General features: G+C 52.7%; 17 protein-coding genes. 11 read left to right on the top strand and 6 right to left on the bottom strand.

The annotated features are described in order from the left end of the window. Window positions 1-376: 376 nt before the first annotated feature. The 3 genes from ACXUPB_RS16030 to ACXUPB_RS16020 all read right to left on the bottom strand — a co-directional run bounded on the left by ACXUPB_RS16030 (window position 377) and on the right by ACXUPB_RS16020 (window position 3067). Window positions 377-1309: a LysO family transporter gene (locus ACXUPB_RS16030; protein WP_472953407.1), complete on the bottom strand. Its 933-nt coding sequence runs from the start codon at window positions 1307-1309 to the stop codon at window positions 377-379. After that, window positions 1310-2041 carry a hypothetical protein gene (locus ACXUPB_RS16025; RefSeq protein ID WP_335596363.1) on the bottom strand — a complete coding sequence of 244 codons (732 nt, stop codon included), beginning with the start codon at window positions 2039-2041 and terminating at the stop codon, window positions 1310-1312. A 90-nt stretch (window positions 2042-2131) separates the two neighbouring features. Continuing rightward, the gene (locus ACXUPB_RS16020) at window positions 2132-3067 is read right to left on the bottom strand and encodes a 2-hydroxyacid dehydrogenase (RefSeq protein ID WP_335596364.1); all 936 of its coding nucleotides are present in this window, start codon (window positions 3065-3067) and stop codon (window positions 2132-2134) included. Between the two features lie 309 nt (window positions 3068-3376). Here ACXUPB_RS16020 and doeA point away from each other — a divergent pair, with 309 nt between their 5' ends. The 9 genes from doeA to ACXUPB_RS15975 all read left to right on the top strand — a co-directional run bounded on the left by doeA (window position 3377) and on the right by ACXUPB_RS15975 (window position 11915). Then, window positions 3377-4576, top strand: a complete 1200-nt coding sequence (doeA, locus tag ACXUPB_RS16015; protein WP_035559075.1) for an ectoine hydrolase DoeA — start codon at window positions 3377-3379, stop codon at window positions 4574-4576. A gap of 25 nt (window positions 4577-4601) precedes the next feature. Further along, window positions 4602-5633, top strand: a complete 1032-nt coding sequence (gene doeB, locus ACXUPB_RS16010) for a N(2)-acetyl-L-2,4-diaminobutanoate deacetylase DoeB (RefSeq protein ID WP_472953404.1) — start codon at window positions 4602-4604, stop codon at window positions 5631-5633. Between the two features lie 8 nt (window positions 5634-5641). Then, window positions 5642-6118 (top strand): Lrp/AsnC family transcriptional regulator, encoded by a 477-nt coding sequence (locus tag ACXUPB_RS16005; RefSeq protein ID WP_035559069.1) that lies wholly within the window; start codon window positions 5642-5644, stop codon window positions 6116-6118. A 243-nt stretch (window positions 6119-6361) separates the two neighbouring features. Next, the gene (locus tag ACXUPB_RS16000; RefSeq protein ID WP_335596366.1) at window positions 6362-7858 is read left to right on the top strand and encodes an NAD-dependent succinate-semialdehyde dehydrogenase; all 1497 of its coding nucleotides are present in this window, start codon (window positions 6362-6364) and stop codon (window positions 7856-7858) included. Window positions 7859-8010: 152 nt separating this feature from the next. Further along, window positions 8011-9444, top strand: a complete 1434-nt coding sequence (locus ACXUPB_RS15995; protein ID WP_179916613.1) for an aspartate aminotransferase family protein — start codon at window positions 8011-8013, stop codon at window positions 9442-9444. Window positions 9445-9560: 116 nt separating this feature from the next. After that, window positions 9561-10238: a haloacid dehalogenase type II gene (locus ACXUPB_RS15990; protein WP_179916614.1), complete on the top strand. Its 678-nt coding sequence runs from the start codon at window positions 9561-9563 to the stop codon at window positions 10236-10238. Between the two features lie 61 nt (window positions 10239-10299). Beyond that, window positions 10300-10647 carry a putative quinol monooxygenase gene (locus ACXUPB_RS15985; protein ID WP_008956294.1) on the top strand — a complete coding sequence of 116 codons (348 nt, stop codon included), beginning with the start codon at window positions 10300-10302 and terminating at the stop codon, window positions 10645-10647. 30 nt (window positions 10648-10677) lie between these two features. Then, window positions 10678-11145 (top strand): S-ribosylhomocysteine lyase, encoded by a 468-nt coding sequence (locus ACXUPB_RS15980; RefSeq protein WP_472953402.1) that lies wholly within the window; start codon window positions 10678-10680, stop codon window positions 11143-11145. A gap of 158 nt (window positions 11146-11303) precedes the next feature. After that, a complete protein-coding gene (locus ACXUPB_RS15975) occupies window positions 11304-11915 on the top strand; it encodes a LysE family translocator (RefSeq protein WP_035559052.1) in 612 nt (203 codons plus the stop codon). 239 nt (window positions 11916-12154) lie between these two features. On the opposite strand, the gene ACXUPB_RS15970 is transcribed toward ACXUPB_RS15975, so the two are convergent. After that, window positions 12155-12622, bottom strand: coding sequence for a MarR family winged helix-turn-helix transcriptional regulator (locus tag ACXUPB_RS15970; RefSeq protein WP_336275204.1), 468 nt, complete (start codon window positions 12620-12622; stop codon window positions 12155-12157). 166 nt (window positions 12623-12788) lie between these two features. Here ACXUPB_RS15970 and ACXUPB_RS15965 point away from each other — a divergent pair, with 166 nt between their 5' ends. Further along, on the top strand, window positions 12789-13979 hold the full coding sequence (locus tag ACXUPB_RS15965) for a hypothetical protein (RefSeq protein WP_336275203.1): 1191 nt from the start codon (window positions 12789-12791) through the stop codon (window positions 13977-13979). After that, window positions 13979-15217, top strand: coding sequence for a Zn-dependent hydrolase (locus ACXUPB_RS15960; RefSeq protein ID WP_336275202.1), 1239 nt, complete (start codon window positions 13979-13981; stop codon window positions 15215-15217). Before ACXUPB_RS15965 ends, ACXUPB_RS15960 begins: the two co-directional genes overlap by 1 nt. A gap of 193 nt (window positions 15218-15410) precedes the next feature. Here ACXUPB_RS15960 and ACXUPB_RS15955 read toward each other — a convergent pair whose 3' ends face one another. Continuing rightward, the gene (locus ACXUPB_RS15955; RefSeq protein ID WP_336275259.1) at window positions 15411-16235 is read right to left on the bottom strand and encodes a DUF3037 domain-containing protein; all 825 of its coding nucleotides are present in this window, start codon (window positions 16233-16235) and stop codon (window positions 15411-15413) included. Then, complete coding sequence (locus ACXUPB_RS15950) at window positions 16232-16978, bottom strand: HipA family kinase (protein WP_336275260.1); 747 nt, start codon at window positions 16976-16978, stop codon at window positions 16232-16234. The genes ACXUPB_RS15955 and ACXUPB_RS15950 overlap by 4 nt, the downstream gene beginning before the upstream one ends. Window position 16979: the final 1 nt, after the last annotated feature.

The following is a 16979-nucleotide window of genomic DNA, read 5'->3' as shown; positions in this document are numbered from 1 at the left end:
GCCTCTAGGCGTTGCATCGGAAGTCGCTACTTAAGAACAGGCGCTACTTAAAAACTATAGTTGAGAAATCATAGGTTAGCTAAATGGGGGGCGACCATAACCTACATCAATATGCGTGTTAAATAAGTATTGGAAGAGCTAAAGAGGCGCAATGGAAGAGCGGTTAAGTTCGTTAAATGCTTTGGCTTTAAAGGGTTGTGTTTAAAATTTAATAAAAGATAAGAGATTTTTTCTATTTTTATTTATTGAATTCCCCTTTGCCTTTAGTGAGCTGGGCTGTCTTTTTAACAAAAGTAAATGATAACTTTGGCTTGCTTATTAATCGCTTAGGGCAGGGGCGAGGGCCATTGCGAAAAAAAGCATGGCCTCTCAGCATTTAAGCCGATAGCGAAAGAAAAAACAGGATCAGCGGGGGGGATAGCAGTGAAAGAATAAACCCGCTGACCACGGCGATAGGGACGCAGGCCACGCCGCCATGTTGCTGAATGACGGGCAAGGTGAAATCCATGGAGGTCGCCCCGCCGTAGCCAATCGCCAGTGCGGTATGGCGATGGATCACCAACGGAATCAGGATAAACGCCAGTAGCTCGCGGGTGAGGTCGTTGAAAAACGCCACGCCACCCATCAGCGGGCCTAGCTGATCACCAATCAAGATAGCGGACAGCGAATACCAGCCGAAGCCTGATGCCATCGCCAATCCTTCGTTCCAGCTAAGTGAAAGCAGCGGGGCGGCAACCAGGCCTGCCAGTAATGAGCTGATTGCTAGAGTAACTGCAATTGCCAGCCCCATACGGTTAAGCAGGATTTGTCTAAGAGACATGCCTGAATTGCGCAGTTGGCAGCCAATCAGTGCCAATAGTAGGTAAAGCACCCATTCGGCGAGTAAATCGGCGGTGCTGAAAAGCCCTTCGCCTACAAGAGGCCCTAACAACAGGCCAGCGATAACGCCGCCTGCCACCACAGTAACGAGCAACAGTGAGCCCTGCATGGCGGCCAATTTACTGGTAGGTGCATTCTTTACCACCGGCGAGTTGCCTGTCTTAAGGGGCAAACGGCATGATAACCACCAAAGAGCTGCTAAGTTAAAGGCGGTGGTAATGCTAAATAGCAGTAGGGCGTTGCCACCTAAGCGTGAAAATTGGCTGGCCAGGTTTTCTAGCCCCGCCAAACTGATGCCCATAAACAGTAAAATCAAATAAACCGAGCCGCTAACGGCTCGGTTTATTAACTGCTGAATGCGGGTGGAATGCACCGGTACCAAGTAGCCAAGAACCAGTGGTAACAAAACAATCAATAAGCCTGAAAACATTTAGGGCGTCATGCCCCCGTCTGGGTTGAAGTTGGTTAACGTCAGCTGCGTTTCGCGGTTGCCCTCTTTTTGGTACACCGCAGACAGAATCAAGCCGGGCCAGTCGGGATGAAAGTGGAGTTGTAGCAGGCGATCAGGCTTCTCAATATCAATCAACGACACCTGCAGCGCTTCAAACTCACCGGCAGGCACGTGAATGGTTTCAGGTGCGTTGGCATTCGTGTTGTTAACCGTGTCATTAACATAGTATTGGAAGTGTTCGTCCCGGCCTTTTTGATCGACGAACTCAATCTCGCAGGGGGAACTTTCAGTGCAGTTTTCGTGCCCCGCCCGGCGCGATAAATCAAACAGCGCCGTTTGCCGATCTAGGCTGGGAATATCGTTCTCGTTCAATTTGTAGCTATCACCGATGCCTAACACTGAGTAGCTGCTATTAAAAAGCAGTGCCTGGGTCTCATCGCCGTTGACAGCAAAACGGCTGAATTCCTGGCCGCGTGCCACGGTAATGGAAAAACGCATGTCGCTTAACCAGTGGTTACCTTCGTTAGTGAGCCGGTGGGTGATGGTGGCCCCTGGCCAGCCGCGCACTTCAAGTCGGTATTGGGCCTCAAAGGGGCGTGGGTCTTTGAGTGTATCTGCTGCTAACGTCATGCCGCTTAACCAGAAGGCGGCAAGACTCAACCCTATCCCCGCAAGCGTGCGGTTAGGTTTTCGTGCGAAAACATTGGCCAAGGCCGTTCCTCCAAAAATAGTGTCATCCTAAGAGCCTTTAGCCAGCGCTTGGTTCCCAGCGCGCTAGTATAACCGCGGTGGAGGAGGTCGTCAGTAGCCTGCGTCCGGATTGACGGTGGATAGTTTTTCACCCGATTCAAAGGCATGTAAGTAGGAAATTACTTGGTCGATGGCATCATTCAGCGGCGTAGGGGCTGCCATATGCGGCGTTACGATCACATTGGGATGCTGCCATAGCGGACTGTTTGTTGGCAGCGGCTCTTCCTGAAAGACATCCAGGAGTGCCCCTCGCAAATGGCCCGGCTGTTCAGCGTTGCCCAGCGCGTCCAGCAATGCCTGTTCATCAATCAAGCTACCCCGGCCTGGGTTGATCACGCTGGCGCCTTTGGGTAATTGGGCCAGCCGCTCGGCGTTGAGAATGTGTTTGGTCGCTTCTGTGTCAGGCAAAATAGTGATTAAGCTTTGCACTTGGCCTAACAGTTCGGTTAACCCGCCATCGCCGTGAAAACAGTGTACGCCGCTAATCTGTTTGGGCGAGCGGCTCCAGCCCAGCACCTGAAAACCAGCTTGCTGTAAAGCGCTGGCCACAAAACCACCAATAGCCCCCAGGCCTAGTACACCCACCGACCACTGAGATTTCTCTACCACGGCCTGTGGTTGCCAGGTGGCGTTTTGCTGTTGTTCCCGGTAACGGTCCATGCTGCGGTAAAAATGCAGTACGCCATACAGGGCGTAATCGGCCATTAACTCGCCCATGCCGGCATCGCGTAACTTTACAATCGGTACATCGCTAGGCAGCCCTGGCGTTTTCAGGAGGTAATCCACCCCAGCGCCTAAGTTAATGATGCCTTTTAGCTGAGTCTGCTCTTGCAGTAAATGGGCAGGCGCTTTCCAAATGGCGAGGTAGTCAGCCTGTTGGCGTTCTTCCGCGGGTGCTTCGCTAGTTAGCACGGTTGCCTGGGGCAGTGCCTGTGAAAGCGCCTCCTGCCATTGTGTAGCTTCGTCAATATGGACAATAATTTTCATCTCGTCTCCTCTTGTTAAAAGTGCCTTCACTGCCGTTATCATGGTGAGCGATGGGGGCTGTTGCAAGCTCGCTCAGCCTAAATAATGATGCTCTATACACTTTTTGTCATAAAGCCTTTGACCGCTAACCAAGGGTCGGTGCTAGTATCGCCTTAAGACGACATTGGCGGGCCTGCTGCAACCGCAGCAGATGCAACCCCGACGCCTGATCGGTGGTGGCCAGGTCGATCCTGTGGCCCAGCGTTGTGTGCCTAACAGTACAGTAGGCAGCACGTTGGTTCTTGGTGATCCTTAATGGCGAGTTGCCCGATGACTCAGGTTTCCCTACCTTTCACGCGCGAAGAGTATGCTAACCGCCTGTGGAAAGTGCGTGCTGAAATGGCCAGTCGTGGCATTGACGTATTAATCGTCAGTGACCCTTCCAATATGGCTTGGCTAACCGGTTACGACGGTTGGTCGTTTTATGTGCATCAGTGTGTCCTGGTGGGCCTCGAAGGCGAGCCGGTATGGTTCGGGCGGCGCATGGATGCCAACGGTGCTCTGCGCACCTGCTGGATTGATCCCGATAACATTACCTACTACCCGGATTACTATGTGCAAAATCCGGATATGCACCCAATGGAGTATCTGGCGCAGTCGATCATGCCCGATCGCGGCTGGCATTTAGGTGTCGTGGGTATGGAGATGGATAACTACTACTTTTCCGCCAAGGCCTATCTAAGCCTTCTGCGCGAGCTGCCCCATGCGCGTTTTATGGATGCCAACGCCCTGGTGAACTGGTGCCGGGCGATCAAATCGCCGCAAGAAGTGGCCTATATGCGCATTGCCGCCAAGATAGTGGAAGGCATGCATACGCGTATTCTGGAAGTAATTGAGCCAGGCTTGCCAAAGAGCAAGTTGGTGTCAGAGATTTACCGCGTTGGCATCGAAGGTTTTGTGGATGAGAATGGCAAAGTATTTGGCGGCGACTATCCCGCTATTGTGCCGATGCTGCCCACCGGTAAAGATGCTGCCGCACCGCACCTGACCTGGGATGACACGCCGTTTCGCAAAGGCGAAGGCACTTTCTTTGAAATTGCCGGGGTGTTTAAGCGCTACCATGCGCCGATGTCGCGCACGGTGTATTTGGGTACGCCTCCGGTCGATTTTATCCGCGCGGAATCGGCCCTGTTGGAAGGCATTGAAAATGGCTTAGCGGTCGCTAAGCCCGGTAATCGCACTGCCGATATCGCCATGGCGCTGGGTGCCGCGATGGATAAATATGGCTTTGACCGTGGCGGCGCCCGCTGCGGCTATTCCATCGGGCTTTCTTACCCCCCAGACTGGGGCGAGCGCACCATGAGTCTGCGCCCTTCGGATGACACTATTCTGGAACCGGGCATGACGTTCCACTTTATGCCGGGGCTCTGGGAAGAAAACTGGGGCTTGGAAATTACCGAAAGCATCTTGATTACCGAAGACGGCTGCGAAACCCTGGCCAATTTTCCGCGCCAGCTGTTTGTTAAGTAGTGGTTTGTAAAAAAAGGAATATCCAATGACCGATCAAGCGAACCAATTGCGGCCAAGCCCCATTTCCGCCACCGTTGATTTTGATGCCGATGGCGTGCAGCACGGCTTTTTAAAACTGCCCATCTCTACTGACGAATCTGCCTGGGGCGCGGTGATGATTCCGGTGACCGTAGTCAAGAACGGCGACGGCCCCACGGCGCTTCTGACCGGCGGCAACCACGGCGATGAGTACGAAGGCATCACCTCACTGCTGAAGCTCTCATCGACGTTGAAAGCGGAAGAGGTCACTGGCCGCGTGATTATCGTGCCGTGTATGAACACGCCGGCGGTCATGGCAGGCAAGCGCACCTCGCCGATGGATCAGGGCAACCTCAACCGTAGTTTCCCCGGCGACCCTAACGGCAGCGTGACGCCGCAAATTGCCGACTACTTTACCCGCGTGCTGGTGCCGATGAGTGATGTGGTACTTGATCTGCACTCTGGCGGCCGTACGCTGGATATTCTGCCGTTTGGTGCGTCTCACGTACTGGATAACAAAGCGCAGCAGCAGTCCGCTCTGGAAGGCGCCAAGGCGTTCGGCGCCCCCTACGCCATGGTGATGTTTGAGCTGGATGCGGAAAAACTCTTCGATACCGCCTGCGAGCGCCAGGGTAAAGTGTTTGTGGCCACAGAGCTTGGCGGCGGCGGCACGTCGACGCCCTTAAGTATCGCCATTGCCGAACGCGGCGTGCGCAATTTCCTGATTCACTACGGGCTAGTCAAGGGCGAAGTCGAAATGCCCGCTGGCGGACAGATATATCTCGATATGCCAGATGCCAGCTGCTACGTGCAGAGCCAGCACTCCGGCGTGTTGGAGCTGCTGGTGGCGCTGGGCGACGAGGTGAAAAAAGGCCAGACGATTGCCTATGTGTATGACATGACTCGCAGCGGCACTGCACCAGTGGCCTACAAAGCCGAGCGCGATGGCATTTTGATGGCCCGCCGTGCACCCTCGCTGATCAATATGGGGGACACCCTAGCGGTGATCGCCGATGTTGTTGAACGCCTGGAGGCGTAGCCCCCGGCATGATGAAACTGGACCGCTACGATCTAAAAATCCTCGATATCCTCTCCCGCGATGGGCGGATCACTAAATCGAAGCTGGCCGAGGCGATCAACCTCTCGGTCAGCCCCTGCTGGGAGAGGGTAAAGCGCCTGGAAAAGGCCGGTGTTATCGAAGGCTACACCGCCCGTATCAATGCGGACGTGCTGGTGCCACGCAACCCTGTTTGGGTGCAGATTGAACTCAAACAGCACAATGCCGAAAGCTTCTCTCGTTTCGAAGCGTTGGTAATGCAAACCCCCGAAGTCACCGAGTGCGTGGCAGTGGGGGGCGGCGTGGATTATTTGGTGAAGTTTGAAGCGCGTACCATTGATAGCTACCAGCGCCTGATGGATAAGTGGCTGGTGTCCGAAGCCGGTATCGAGCGCTACTTCACCTATATCGTGACCAAAACCGTTAAGCGGGTTCCTATCGGCATCGATACCGACGATGTGTTTTAAATCACTTCGTTCAGCATTCTGGCTAGCTCACCAAAGCTATTGCCAGAACAACAAAAAAAATCCACTGCCAAACGTCCGCTGACAAAAAAAGTCGCGTGATAAGCCTCGGTTTTCAAAAACACTTCGTGGCGCCTCTCCGTTAACCTATGTGCATTCGACGGCAAGGCTAATGAGCGTTTGCTGACAATGCCACACAGTTATTGCAGCGCTCGGTTAGCCAGACTGCATTTGAGGGAGGTTTCCATGACCACACTATCGACCACGCTTGCCAAGCGTCTGGAAGATCCGCGTCTGTTCCGGCAGTACGCCTACGTGAACGGTAAATGGACTCACGGCGAAGGCGGTCGCGAAGAAGCGGTGTATGACCCTGCCACCAATGAAGCCATTGGCCATATTCCGCTGTTGGAAGCCGAGCAGATCACTGCCGCTGTGGATGCTGCAGAAGCGGCGTTTGTACACTGGCGGGCACTGCGCGCCGATGAACGTTGCGAGCGTTTGCTGGCCTGGTACGACCTGATTCAAGCCAACCGTGAAGACCTCGCTACCATCATGACGCTGGAGCAGGGCAAGCCACTGCCTGATGCTCGTGGCGAAGTCGAGTACGGTGCCAGCTTCGTGCGCTGGTTCGCGGAAGAGGGCAAGCGTACCTACGGCGAAACTATTCCCAGTCATATCCCGAATGCGTCACTCGGCACCATTAAAGAGCCGGTCGGCATTGCCGCGATGATTACGCCGTGGAACTTCCCGCTGGCGATGATCACCCGCAAGGCCGCCGCAGCACTGGCAGCGGGTTGCCCGGTGATTGTGAAGCCTGCCAACGAAACGCCGTTCTCGGCGCTGGCGCTGGCGGAGCTTGCCGAGCGGGCGGGGATCCCGGCAGGGATTTTCAACGTCGTGCTGGGCGACCCGGCGGAAGTTTCGAAAATCCTTTGCAGCGAGTCGCGTATTCGTGCGCTCTCTTTCACCGGTTCCACCCGCGTGGGCCGTTTGCTGATCGAACAGAGCGCCAACACCGTCAAGCGACTCTCTCTGGAGCTGGGCGGCAACGCGCCGTTTATCGTCGGGCCGGATATGGATCCTAAACAGGCCGCCTACGCGGCGGTCGATGCCAAGTTCCAAACCGCCGGGCAGGACTGCCTAGCCGCCAACCGCATTTTGGTACACGAATCCATTCATGATGAATTCGTTGAGCAGTTCGCCGAGCGCATGGCGGCCCTAACGGTAGGCAATGGCCTGCAGGGTGAAATTGACCTGGGCCCGCTGATTCACCGTCAGGCGGTAGAAAAAGCGGCAGCGATTGTCGATGACGCTATTTCCAAAGGCGCCAAGATGATTGGCGGTGACCAAAGCCAAGCGCCGGGTGAGAACTTCTTTATGCCGGTGATGCTGACCGGCGTAACGCCCAAAATGAAAGTATGGCGGGAAGAGAACTTTGCCCCGGTAGCCGGTATCACCGCCTATAGCACCGACGACGAAGTGATCGAAATGGCCAACGACACCGAGTACGGCCTGGCCGCGTATATCTACACCCACGATATCCGCCGTATCTGGAAGCTGATGCGCGCGCTGGAATACGGCATGGTCAGCGTTAACTCCGTCAAAATGACTGGTCCACCGGTACCTTTCGGCGGTGTGAAGCAGTCAGGCCTTGGCCGTGAAGGTGGCGCCACGGGTATCGATGAATACCTGGAAACGAAGTATTACTGCCTGGGCGCGCTGGGATCAGTTTCTGGTAGCTAACATCAACGTTATCGCCCGGAGTACTTGGCGATAAGCAGAATTAAAACGTTAATCGCTCAAACAATTAGGTGCCTACAGCGGCCATCCAGAGCCGGTTTTGTAGGCGCCAGACTTGTCGGGCGATACGTCCTTTATAGATAAGAGAGAACGCTATGAGCTTGCATCAGGATCTGATCGAACGTGACCGCAAAGTCACTTTTCACGCTTCTACCCACCTGCGCGATTTCGCCCACGGCGACCTGCCGGGCCGCGTGATTACCGGCGGTAAAGGCATCAACATTGTGGACAAGGATGGCCGTGAATTTATCGACGGCTTTGCCGGGCTTTACTGTGTCAACATCGGCTACGGTCGCACCGAGGTGGCTGAGGCGATCTATAAGCAGGCGCTCGAACTCTCTTACTACCATACCTATGTGGGTCACTCTAACGAGCCGCAGATCGAGCTTTCCGAGCGGATTCTGAAGATCGCGGGCATGAACATGTCCAAGGTCTACTACGGTATGTCCGGCTCAGACGCCAACGAAACCCAGCTCAAGATCGTGCGCTACTACAATAACGTGCTGGGCCGCCCGCAGAAGAAAAAGGTCATCTCGCGCATGCGTGGTTACCACGGTTCCGGCATCGCCTCTGGCTCACTGACCGGTCTGAAAGCATTCCACGACCACTTTGATCTGCCGATTGACACCATTCGCCATACCGAAGCGCCGCACTATTACCTGCGCGCCGCTGAGCAGCATGGCATGACTGAGCTTGAGTTCTCTGCCTATTGCGCCGAGAAACTCGAAGCGATGATTTTGGAAGAAGGCCCGGATACCGTCGCCGCCTTTATCGGCGAGCCCGTGCTGGGTACGGGTGGTATCGTGCCGCCGCCGGAAGGTTACTGGGAAGCGATTCAGGCGGTACTGGACAAGTACGACGTGCTGCTGATCGCTGATGAAGTGGTGTGCGGTTTTGGCCGTACCGGTTCTGATTTCGGCAGCCACCACTACAACATGAAGCCTGACCTGGTCACCATCGCCAAAGGCCTCACCAGCGCCTACCAACCACTTTCCGGCGTTATCGTTGGTGAGAAAGTCTGGCAAGTGCTTGAGCAAGGCACCGGCGAATACGGCCCCATCGGCCACGGCTGGACTTACTCGGGCCACGCGCTGGGCTGTGCGGCAGGGCTCGCTAACCTGGATATCATCGAGCGTGAAAACCTGGTGGGTAACGCGTCAGAAACCGGTGCTTACTTCCAGCAGCAGCTAAAAGCTAACTTTGAAGGTCATCCGCTATTGGGCGACGTGCGCGGTGTAGGCCTGATGGCGGCGCTGGAGTTCTCGCCAGACGCCAAGCAGCGCCTGCACTTCGACCCAGCGCTGAAAGTCGGCCCGCGTGTTGCGGCAGCCGCGATGGAAGAGAACCTGATTGCCCGCGCCATGCCCCAAGGCGACATTCTCGGCTTTGCACCACCGCTGACCATTAACCGCGGTGAAGTGGACGAAATGATTGGCCGCGCCAAACGCGCCATTGACCGCGTGACTGATGAACTAGTGCGCTCCGGTGATCTTAAAACCGGCCAGCAGGAGGCTGCCTTTACGGTTTAATCACCTGACTTAGCCTGTTGAGCGCCGCTGTCTGTGCAGCGGCGCTTTTGTTTTTGTAAGCCACGACTATGCTGAATACAGTTGTTAGCCAATTGATAGTAAAAGAGAGGCCCACGATGCAGCCGGTATTAGCCTTCGATGTTTATGGCACGCTGATTGATACCCAGGGAGTGACCGTTGAGCTGGAACGACGCTTGGCCGATGCTTCCAAAGCAGGCGAATTTGCCCGCCGCTGGCGCGAGAAACAGCTTGAATACAGCTTCCGCCACGGCCTGATGGGCGCCTATGTGCCCTTTTCTGAATGTACCCGCGAAGCGCTGGTCTTTATCGACCGGGCACTACAAACCGGCCTTTCCGATAACGATCACGATCACTTGATGGCGGTGTATGGTGAGCTACCTGCGTTTGACGATGTCGTGCCCGCCTTGGATCAATTGCGCGATGCGGGTATCCGCTGTGTGGCGTTTTCAAATGGCACTGCCGATACCGTCTCAACGCTACTGACGCGTGCGGGCGTTGAGAGCCATATGGATGACGTCATTAGCGCGGATGAAGTAAAGCGCTTCAAGCCAGACCCCGCCGTGTATTCCCATCTGCGTAGCCGCCTGGAAACCCGCCCAGAACACACCTGGCTAATTTCCAGCAATCCCTTTGATGTGATTGGCGCCACTCATGCAGGCTTGCGCAGCGCCTGGATACGGCGTAATTCGGATGCGCCGTTTGACCCCTGGGGCATTGAGCCCGATATGACGGTCACCGATTTAGGCGCATTGGCCGAACGCATTATTCGCTAGGTTGTGAACCTGCGTAGACAAGCCGCATAATGACGCACGCTTAACGAATTAGGATATGAGCATGTCAGAAAAAATTTACTGTGTTGCCGGCTTTAAACCCAAACCAGGCAAGGAAGAAGCGGTATTTAAAGCACTTCAGACCTTAGAGCCGAATACGCACCGGGAAGATGCTTGCATTCACTACACAGTAACGCGCCAGATTGATAATCCCTTTGCCCAGGGCACCGGTTATCCGATCGTGTTTCATGAAATTTGGGCCAGTCGTGAAGAGTTTGAAGCGCACTGCCAACGTAAAGAGATTCAAGACTTCTTCGCCAAGCACGTTGAGTCGCCCGATGGTGATATTGAAGATGCCAACGTGTGCGTATACACCGATGAGCCATGGAATTTTGACGCGCCAAAGGTGTAAGCGAAAAGGTTTAAGCAAAAAGGAGCCAACATGAGCGATAAAAAGATGAACGTCGAAAGCTTTAACCTGGATCACACCAAGGTAAAAGCCCCGTACGTGCGTTTAGCCGACATCAAAGAAGGCCAGAACGGCGACCGTATCCACAAGTATGACCTGCGGATCTGCCAGCCCAATAAAGATCACATGGAGATGCCCGCGCTGCACTCCCTTGAGCACTTGATGGCTGAGCTGTCGCGCAATCACACCGATAAAGTCGTCGATATCAGCCCCATGGGCTGCCAAACCGGCTTCTACATCGCGATGATCAATCACGACGACTACGACGGCGTGATCACTATCATCGAACAAACCTTGAACGATGTGCTAGAAGCCACTGAAGTACCCGCCTGCAACGAAATGCAGTGCGGCTGGGCCGCCAGCCACAGCCTGGAAGGCGCCCAGGAACTGGCCCGCAACCTGCTGGCCAAGCGCAACGAGTGGACTGAAGTGTTCGGTTAAGCTTTTACCTAACAGCACGTATGTTGTAAGCCAAACGCCTCCTGGGGATCAATTACCCAGGAGGCGTTTTTATAGCTAGGGTATTTAACGGATGAAAAGGCTAACCAACGATGACATGCTGGCACAACGCGCGCATTTTCCACCGGTGAGGCTTCGACATGCTGTTAGACACTTGGCTTTTATACCTAATCGCCTGCATTGGCCTTTCGCTCTCGCCAGGGCCAAACGGCCTGTTGGCGCTAACCCACGGCGCCATGCATGGCAGCCGTAAAACCTTGTTTACCATTGTTGGCGGTGCGACAGGGTTTATGCTGATTATTGCCCTGTGCATGTTTGGGATTGGTGCATTGCTTAAATCATCGGTGGTATGGCTGACCGTGCTGAAATGGGTCGGCGGGGCCTATCTTATTTGGTTGGGTATTCAGGTATGGCGCTCGCCGCCGATTACGGGCGACATTGATATTAATGCAAGCCGAGCGAGCGGGTGGCACCTGTATCGCCAAGGCGTATTGGCATCGATTACCAACCCCAAAGTACTGCTGTTCTTTAGCGCCTTCCTACCTCAGTTTATCGACCCCCAAGGCAGTTTGATGCTGCAATTCTTCGTGCTTGCAGGCACCTTTGTGGCTATCGAATGCATCGTGGAAGGCCTGCTCGCCAATATGGCCAACCGCATTCGCCACTGGTTAAAACGCGTTGGCCGCGGGTTCAACCGCACCTGTGGCGGTATCTTTGTTGCTATCGGGGCTGCGTTGCCGTTAAGGGCTTAGCGTTGTTCATCCTGATCGGTGACTGTCATTAACATTTATGCAGCCTCTCTTAACTGACATACCTAGCCCATAGACGCGAGCCTCCTGCTGACTGTCCTTGTTATCTTCTGACAACAGCAATAATCGTTCATTAAAGATGATAGCTTCTGCTTCGGACATGACACATATGGATATCTTTATGTTTGCGGCCATTGAAAAAATGCCGTCACCTTCTCAAATGCTTGCTATCAACGGCAGCACTAAAATACATCGAGCGCTGATGAGCTATTTAGCTCGCCACTATCGATGATCTTTCGGCAGAGGCTCAGAAACGTTTTTCGTTCTAAGTCTGTCAGCGCGCCGAATACCTCTTCTTGACGCCGAACCACCTTATTTTCGATCTCCGAAAGCAAGGCGGCGCCTTCGGCGGTAGGAAAAAGTTGCTTAGCGCGCGTGTCATTATTATCTACTTCACGTTTGATCAGGCAACGATCCTCAAGCAGTTTGATTGCCCTGCTGATCGAGTTCTGTGGTCGTGGGAAGAGGATTTGTACGTCTTTTGCGAGAATGCCTGGAAAATAGCTGACTGCATAAAGCGTTGACCACGCATTTACTGGCATATCATAGTTTTTTTCGATAAAACGGCTAGTTACTTGGTTATTAGCCAGTACGATGTGGCTCATTGCCATTAGATAGCACAGATCTGAGGAGAAGGTCTCCTCAAGCATTGATAACCTTTTGTCAGTCATCCTTGATACCTCTTTCAACGGTATACATACCACCATCCTGTTGCAATATAAATCCATATGGATCTATATTGAGTTTTAGCGCGCAGCATATTACAAGTTTAAAGCTACTTAGCGGGCTGCGTTCAAACCGAAAAAAGGGGTTCTCATGTCACAACTCGCAGCCTTCGCAATACTCGCGTTCATTCTTTATATCGGCGATGTGGCCGCTTTACGTACCAAATCAAAGCTGCCTTCAGTTTTTGTATGTGCCGTTTTATTTCTAATTGGCTATTGGACTTTTTTTCCCGCAAATATAGTTGAGATCGCGGGCATTCCAACACCTGTGGTTTATCTCGCTATATACCTGCTTATTACCAATATGGGCACTTTGCTGTCGATCGATGAATTGAAGCGGCAATGGCGAACGGTCGTCATTGCACTTTGCGGGATCGCTGGTATAGCAGCAATTCTATTCACTGTGGGACGGCTTTTTCTTGATTACCAAACAGTAATTGTAGCAACTCCTCCACTAACAGGCGGCATTGTGTCGTCACTGATCATGTCGCAAGCAGCTTCTGAGGCCGGACTTGAGAGCCTCGCGGTGCTTGCTATATTGATATATGTGATGCAGGGCTTCATTGGCTATCCGTTAACGTCGCTGATGCTTCAGCGAGAAGGATGTCGCGTTCTCAACCTTTATCGGGCTGGACAATGGGTAGTCACTGATGATGCTGCAACCGGTTCGACATTGGGCGAAAATCCTCTGCCGCGCCTCTTCCAGAAGATGCCACCTGCCTACAACACGGTGTACTTCAAACTTTTCCGGCTAGGAGTTGTTGCCTTTCTGGCGTGGGGCGTGGCTCAACTAATTCAACCTGTTTTCGAAATAAGCCCCTTTGTACTTTGTTTGATTGGTGGGGTACTCGCATCCTCTTTTGGCTTCCTTGAACGCCAGCCACTGCAGTCGGCGAACTCTTTCGGCTTTGTCATCATGGTTTTGATGCTGTTTATTTTTGGCGGCCTCAACCGGGCAACACCTGAAATGCTGCTTGGTCTCGCTGGCCCAATGTTCGGGGCGATCATTATCGGCATCTCCGGCATGTACATTTTTTCATACGTTGCGGGCAAACTTTTGGGGATGACGCCGGCCATGGCTTTTGCCTGCTCACTGACAGCGCTCTATGGGTTCCCCGCGGACTACGTTATTACTAACGAGGTGGTAAACACGCTTACCGACGATGAGAAAGAGCGCGCAGCCCTCTCCGCACATATGATGCCTTCCATGCTGGTCGCCGGATTTGTCACGGTGACTATGGTATCCGTTGTTATAGCAGGTATTTTTACAGGATTGATCTAATGACACAGCAGCATATTAACGAATTCCGAGTTCAGGATATGATCGAGTGTATCGCACGGTTCACATCGACACCTGGTAAAGGAACTACCCGCCTTACCTACAGCGCAGAGCACAGAGATACACGAGATTATCTACTGGCGAAAATGAAAGAGGCGGGACTGCAGACGAGAGAAGATGCCGTCGGAAATCTTTTTGGGCGAATTGAGGGCAAAAACCCGGCCCTTCCGCCAGTGTTAGTGGGGTCGCACTTCGACTCTGTTCCGAACGGCGGTAACTTTGATGGCCCCGCTGGGGTGGTCGCCGGGCTTGAAACGGCTTTTGTTTTTCAAGAACTTGGCCTGAAACCAGAACGATCTGTCGAGATTATTGCGATGATTGAGGAGGAAGGTGGCCGTTTCGGTAGTGGGCTATTGGGTTCTCGTCTTCTGACGGGCCAGGTCAAACAGCAGGAACTGTATGAACTGAAAGATCAAAACGGCATATCCGTTGCACAGGCAATGTCAGAGTTTGGGCTGGATCCTTCAAGGTCTGACGAAGTGGCGCTGTCAGCAGGTTCTCTCCACGCCTTTCTGGAGCTGCACATTGAGCAGGGGCCGGTTCTTGAACAAAACCAGGAAGACATCGGCATTGTCACCGAGGTTGTCTCGCTGTCACAGATTGAGGTGACCGTGATTGGTGCGGCGGGCCATGCGGGAACGACTCCAATGAATGCCCGAAAAGATGCGATGGTCGGGGCAGCAGCTGTTATCGCTCGGATTCCTGATATCGTTATAGAGGTGGATAAGGCAGCTGTTGGCACTGTCGGGCGTATAGTAGCTCAACCGGGTGGTGCGAACGTCATTCCTAATAGTGTCTCTTTCAGCGTTGATATCCGGTCGCCGCAGGCGGAAAACGTTGCCGAGATCAAGGGCAAGCTTCGCACAGAGTTGAAGCAACTTCTGGATGACGGTCTTACGTTCGAGATCAACGAAAAGATAACCATTCCGTCCACGCCAATGGCCAAAGAGATTCAGGAACAGTTCGCTAAAGATGCCAATGCCAGTGGAATAAATTGGCGTTGGATGCCCAGTGGCGCAGGGCATGACGCTATGATCCTGTCGAAAATAACGCAGACGGGATTGATCTTCGTCCCGAGCCGCGATGGTATCTCTCATGCGCCTGAGGAATGGACTGACTACAAGAAGCTTGCGAAGGGGATTGAGGTGATTTTCCGAACCGCAAAAGCTCTTTCTGAGTGAAATAAACGATCAGAAACTGCTTCGGTTTGGCTCCTTCATAGCGATTTTCCCTTACGTACTAGATCGCAAAATATATTGGCTATCTAAACGGGATACTTTTTTTAGAGTCCATAAGTATCGGCTGCGGAGCACGTAGCCGAAAAACTTTAGTTCGCGCTGCATACGCAGCAATATCGTTAAGATGCCTGTCGTTCTATACAACAGGCTCTGCAATTGCCTTGAGAATACTATATTGCCCCAGTTGCTCTGGAAGTACTCTCGCCGAAAAATCGCTCTCTATTTCTTGGCAGATTTCATTGTAAGCACGTAGTTTAGGGCCTTTTTGTACGTTAGGGGCTTGACTGATGAACACCATGTCATCTGGAGCAGTTTCAGAAATTTTGAGTCTACGTAAATGTGCCAACCATTTATCACCTTTCTCAATAATGCGGCTAGCGTCTTCTAAGTCGAAGCTGATGGGTTTGATGGCTTGGCGTATACGTACGCCTTCTCGCCAGACAAATGGCAACTTTACGCGAACAATATCATTACCTAGCGTTTGCTCTGTGTATCTGCGATTCAGTGATCTAAGCCAATGCGTAACGTTTTTAGTGAGCTGTTCTTCTGGTGTAGCTATGTGTTTGAAATCATGATGAACATAGCGATTGAACAGCTCGTCAAGGGCAGCCACTGGGTCTTTTGCAGCGAGTGTGCCTGGATTGCTGAAGCGGAACATCGCTTCGCGCGGTTCTACCAAGTCATTGAAAATGCGTAATTGCACATCCAATTGACCTTTGTGGTGGTTAGCTAAATCAACCGTACGCTTAAGCTCTGTTACGAAATTCTGGCGCGCTTGAGTAAACATTTTTACTGGCAATTTATCGAAGAAATGCGTAATACGTTTTCGTGAAACAGTTTCGACACGCTGAAGAAATTCGCCATTATTGCAGAGCATGATGATCCCCAGGTTCGCGAACTCACCTGTATCGAGATAGGGCTGAAAGCGCAGTACCGCGTAATTACAAATAATTGCGCTCATATCAAGCTCCAGAAGGAAGAATCGCGTAAACGCACTAACAAATTAAAGCGCTCTGCTAATGTGGGTTGTATCTCGGTGGTCTCGTCATCGGTATCTCGGTAGAGCCACTCTAAAGGTATTAAATCAGTGATCATATCCCAATCATTCAGTGCAGCGTCAAGCACCGCTTCGTGGCGTGCGCGTATTTCAAGGTCTGAGAAACGTCCACGTTGATGGCTAAATACATGATTTTCAAAGTCACCTGTATGGTTTATGGGGTCAAAAGCTAAATTATGATCAATGACCACCAAACCACTTACAGCGCTCCACAGTAGGTTTACATTGCCTCCCTGGCTACTTAAGCATCGATCTTCATTGTTAATCCAAATATCAAACAGTAAGAGACGCTGCTGAGTACCTTCGTCGACCTCTCCCATTAGCGAGAAGAGTAGGTCTTGGCTGTGGGGAGCTACCTTAGACGCAAAGGCCATTCCTCCCTCTAGGTCCCCGGCACGTGGTTCTGTCGAAAAAGCCAACATGCCCGTTGGAAAACGCATTAAGGCGTACTCAGCAACAGGCAATTCACAGCGTCGCGCTAATTCTGAACAAATGAGTTCAGATACCAGTGACTGCTGGCCAACGCCATTGACGCCTTTAACCACATATTGATCATTATTTGTATCACGTATTATAAATGGCTTTGTGCGCCCCTGTGTCGATTGGCGCAGAATTTCCTTAGCCTCTACTATATAAGGTCTTTTCATA

It is taken from the genome of Vreelandella sp. DA03-1M, from assembly GCF_055725665.1.
The sequence above is the reverse complement of the archived record's forward strand: the minus strand, read 5'-3'. Positions and strand labels throughout refer to the sequence as shown.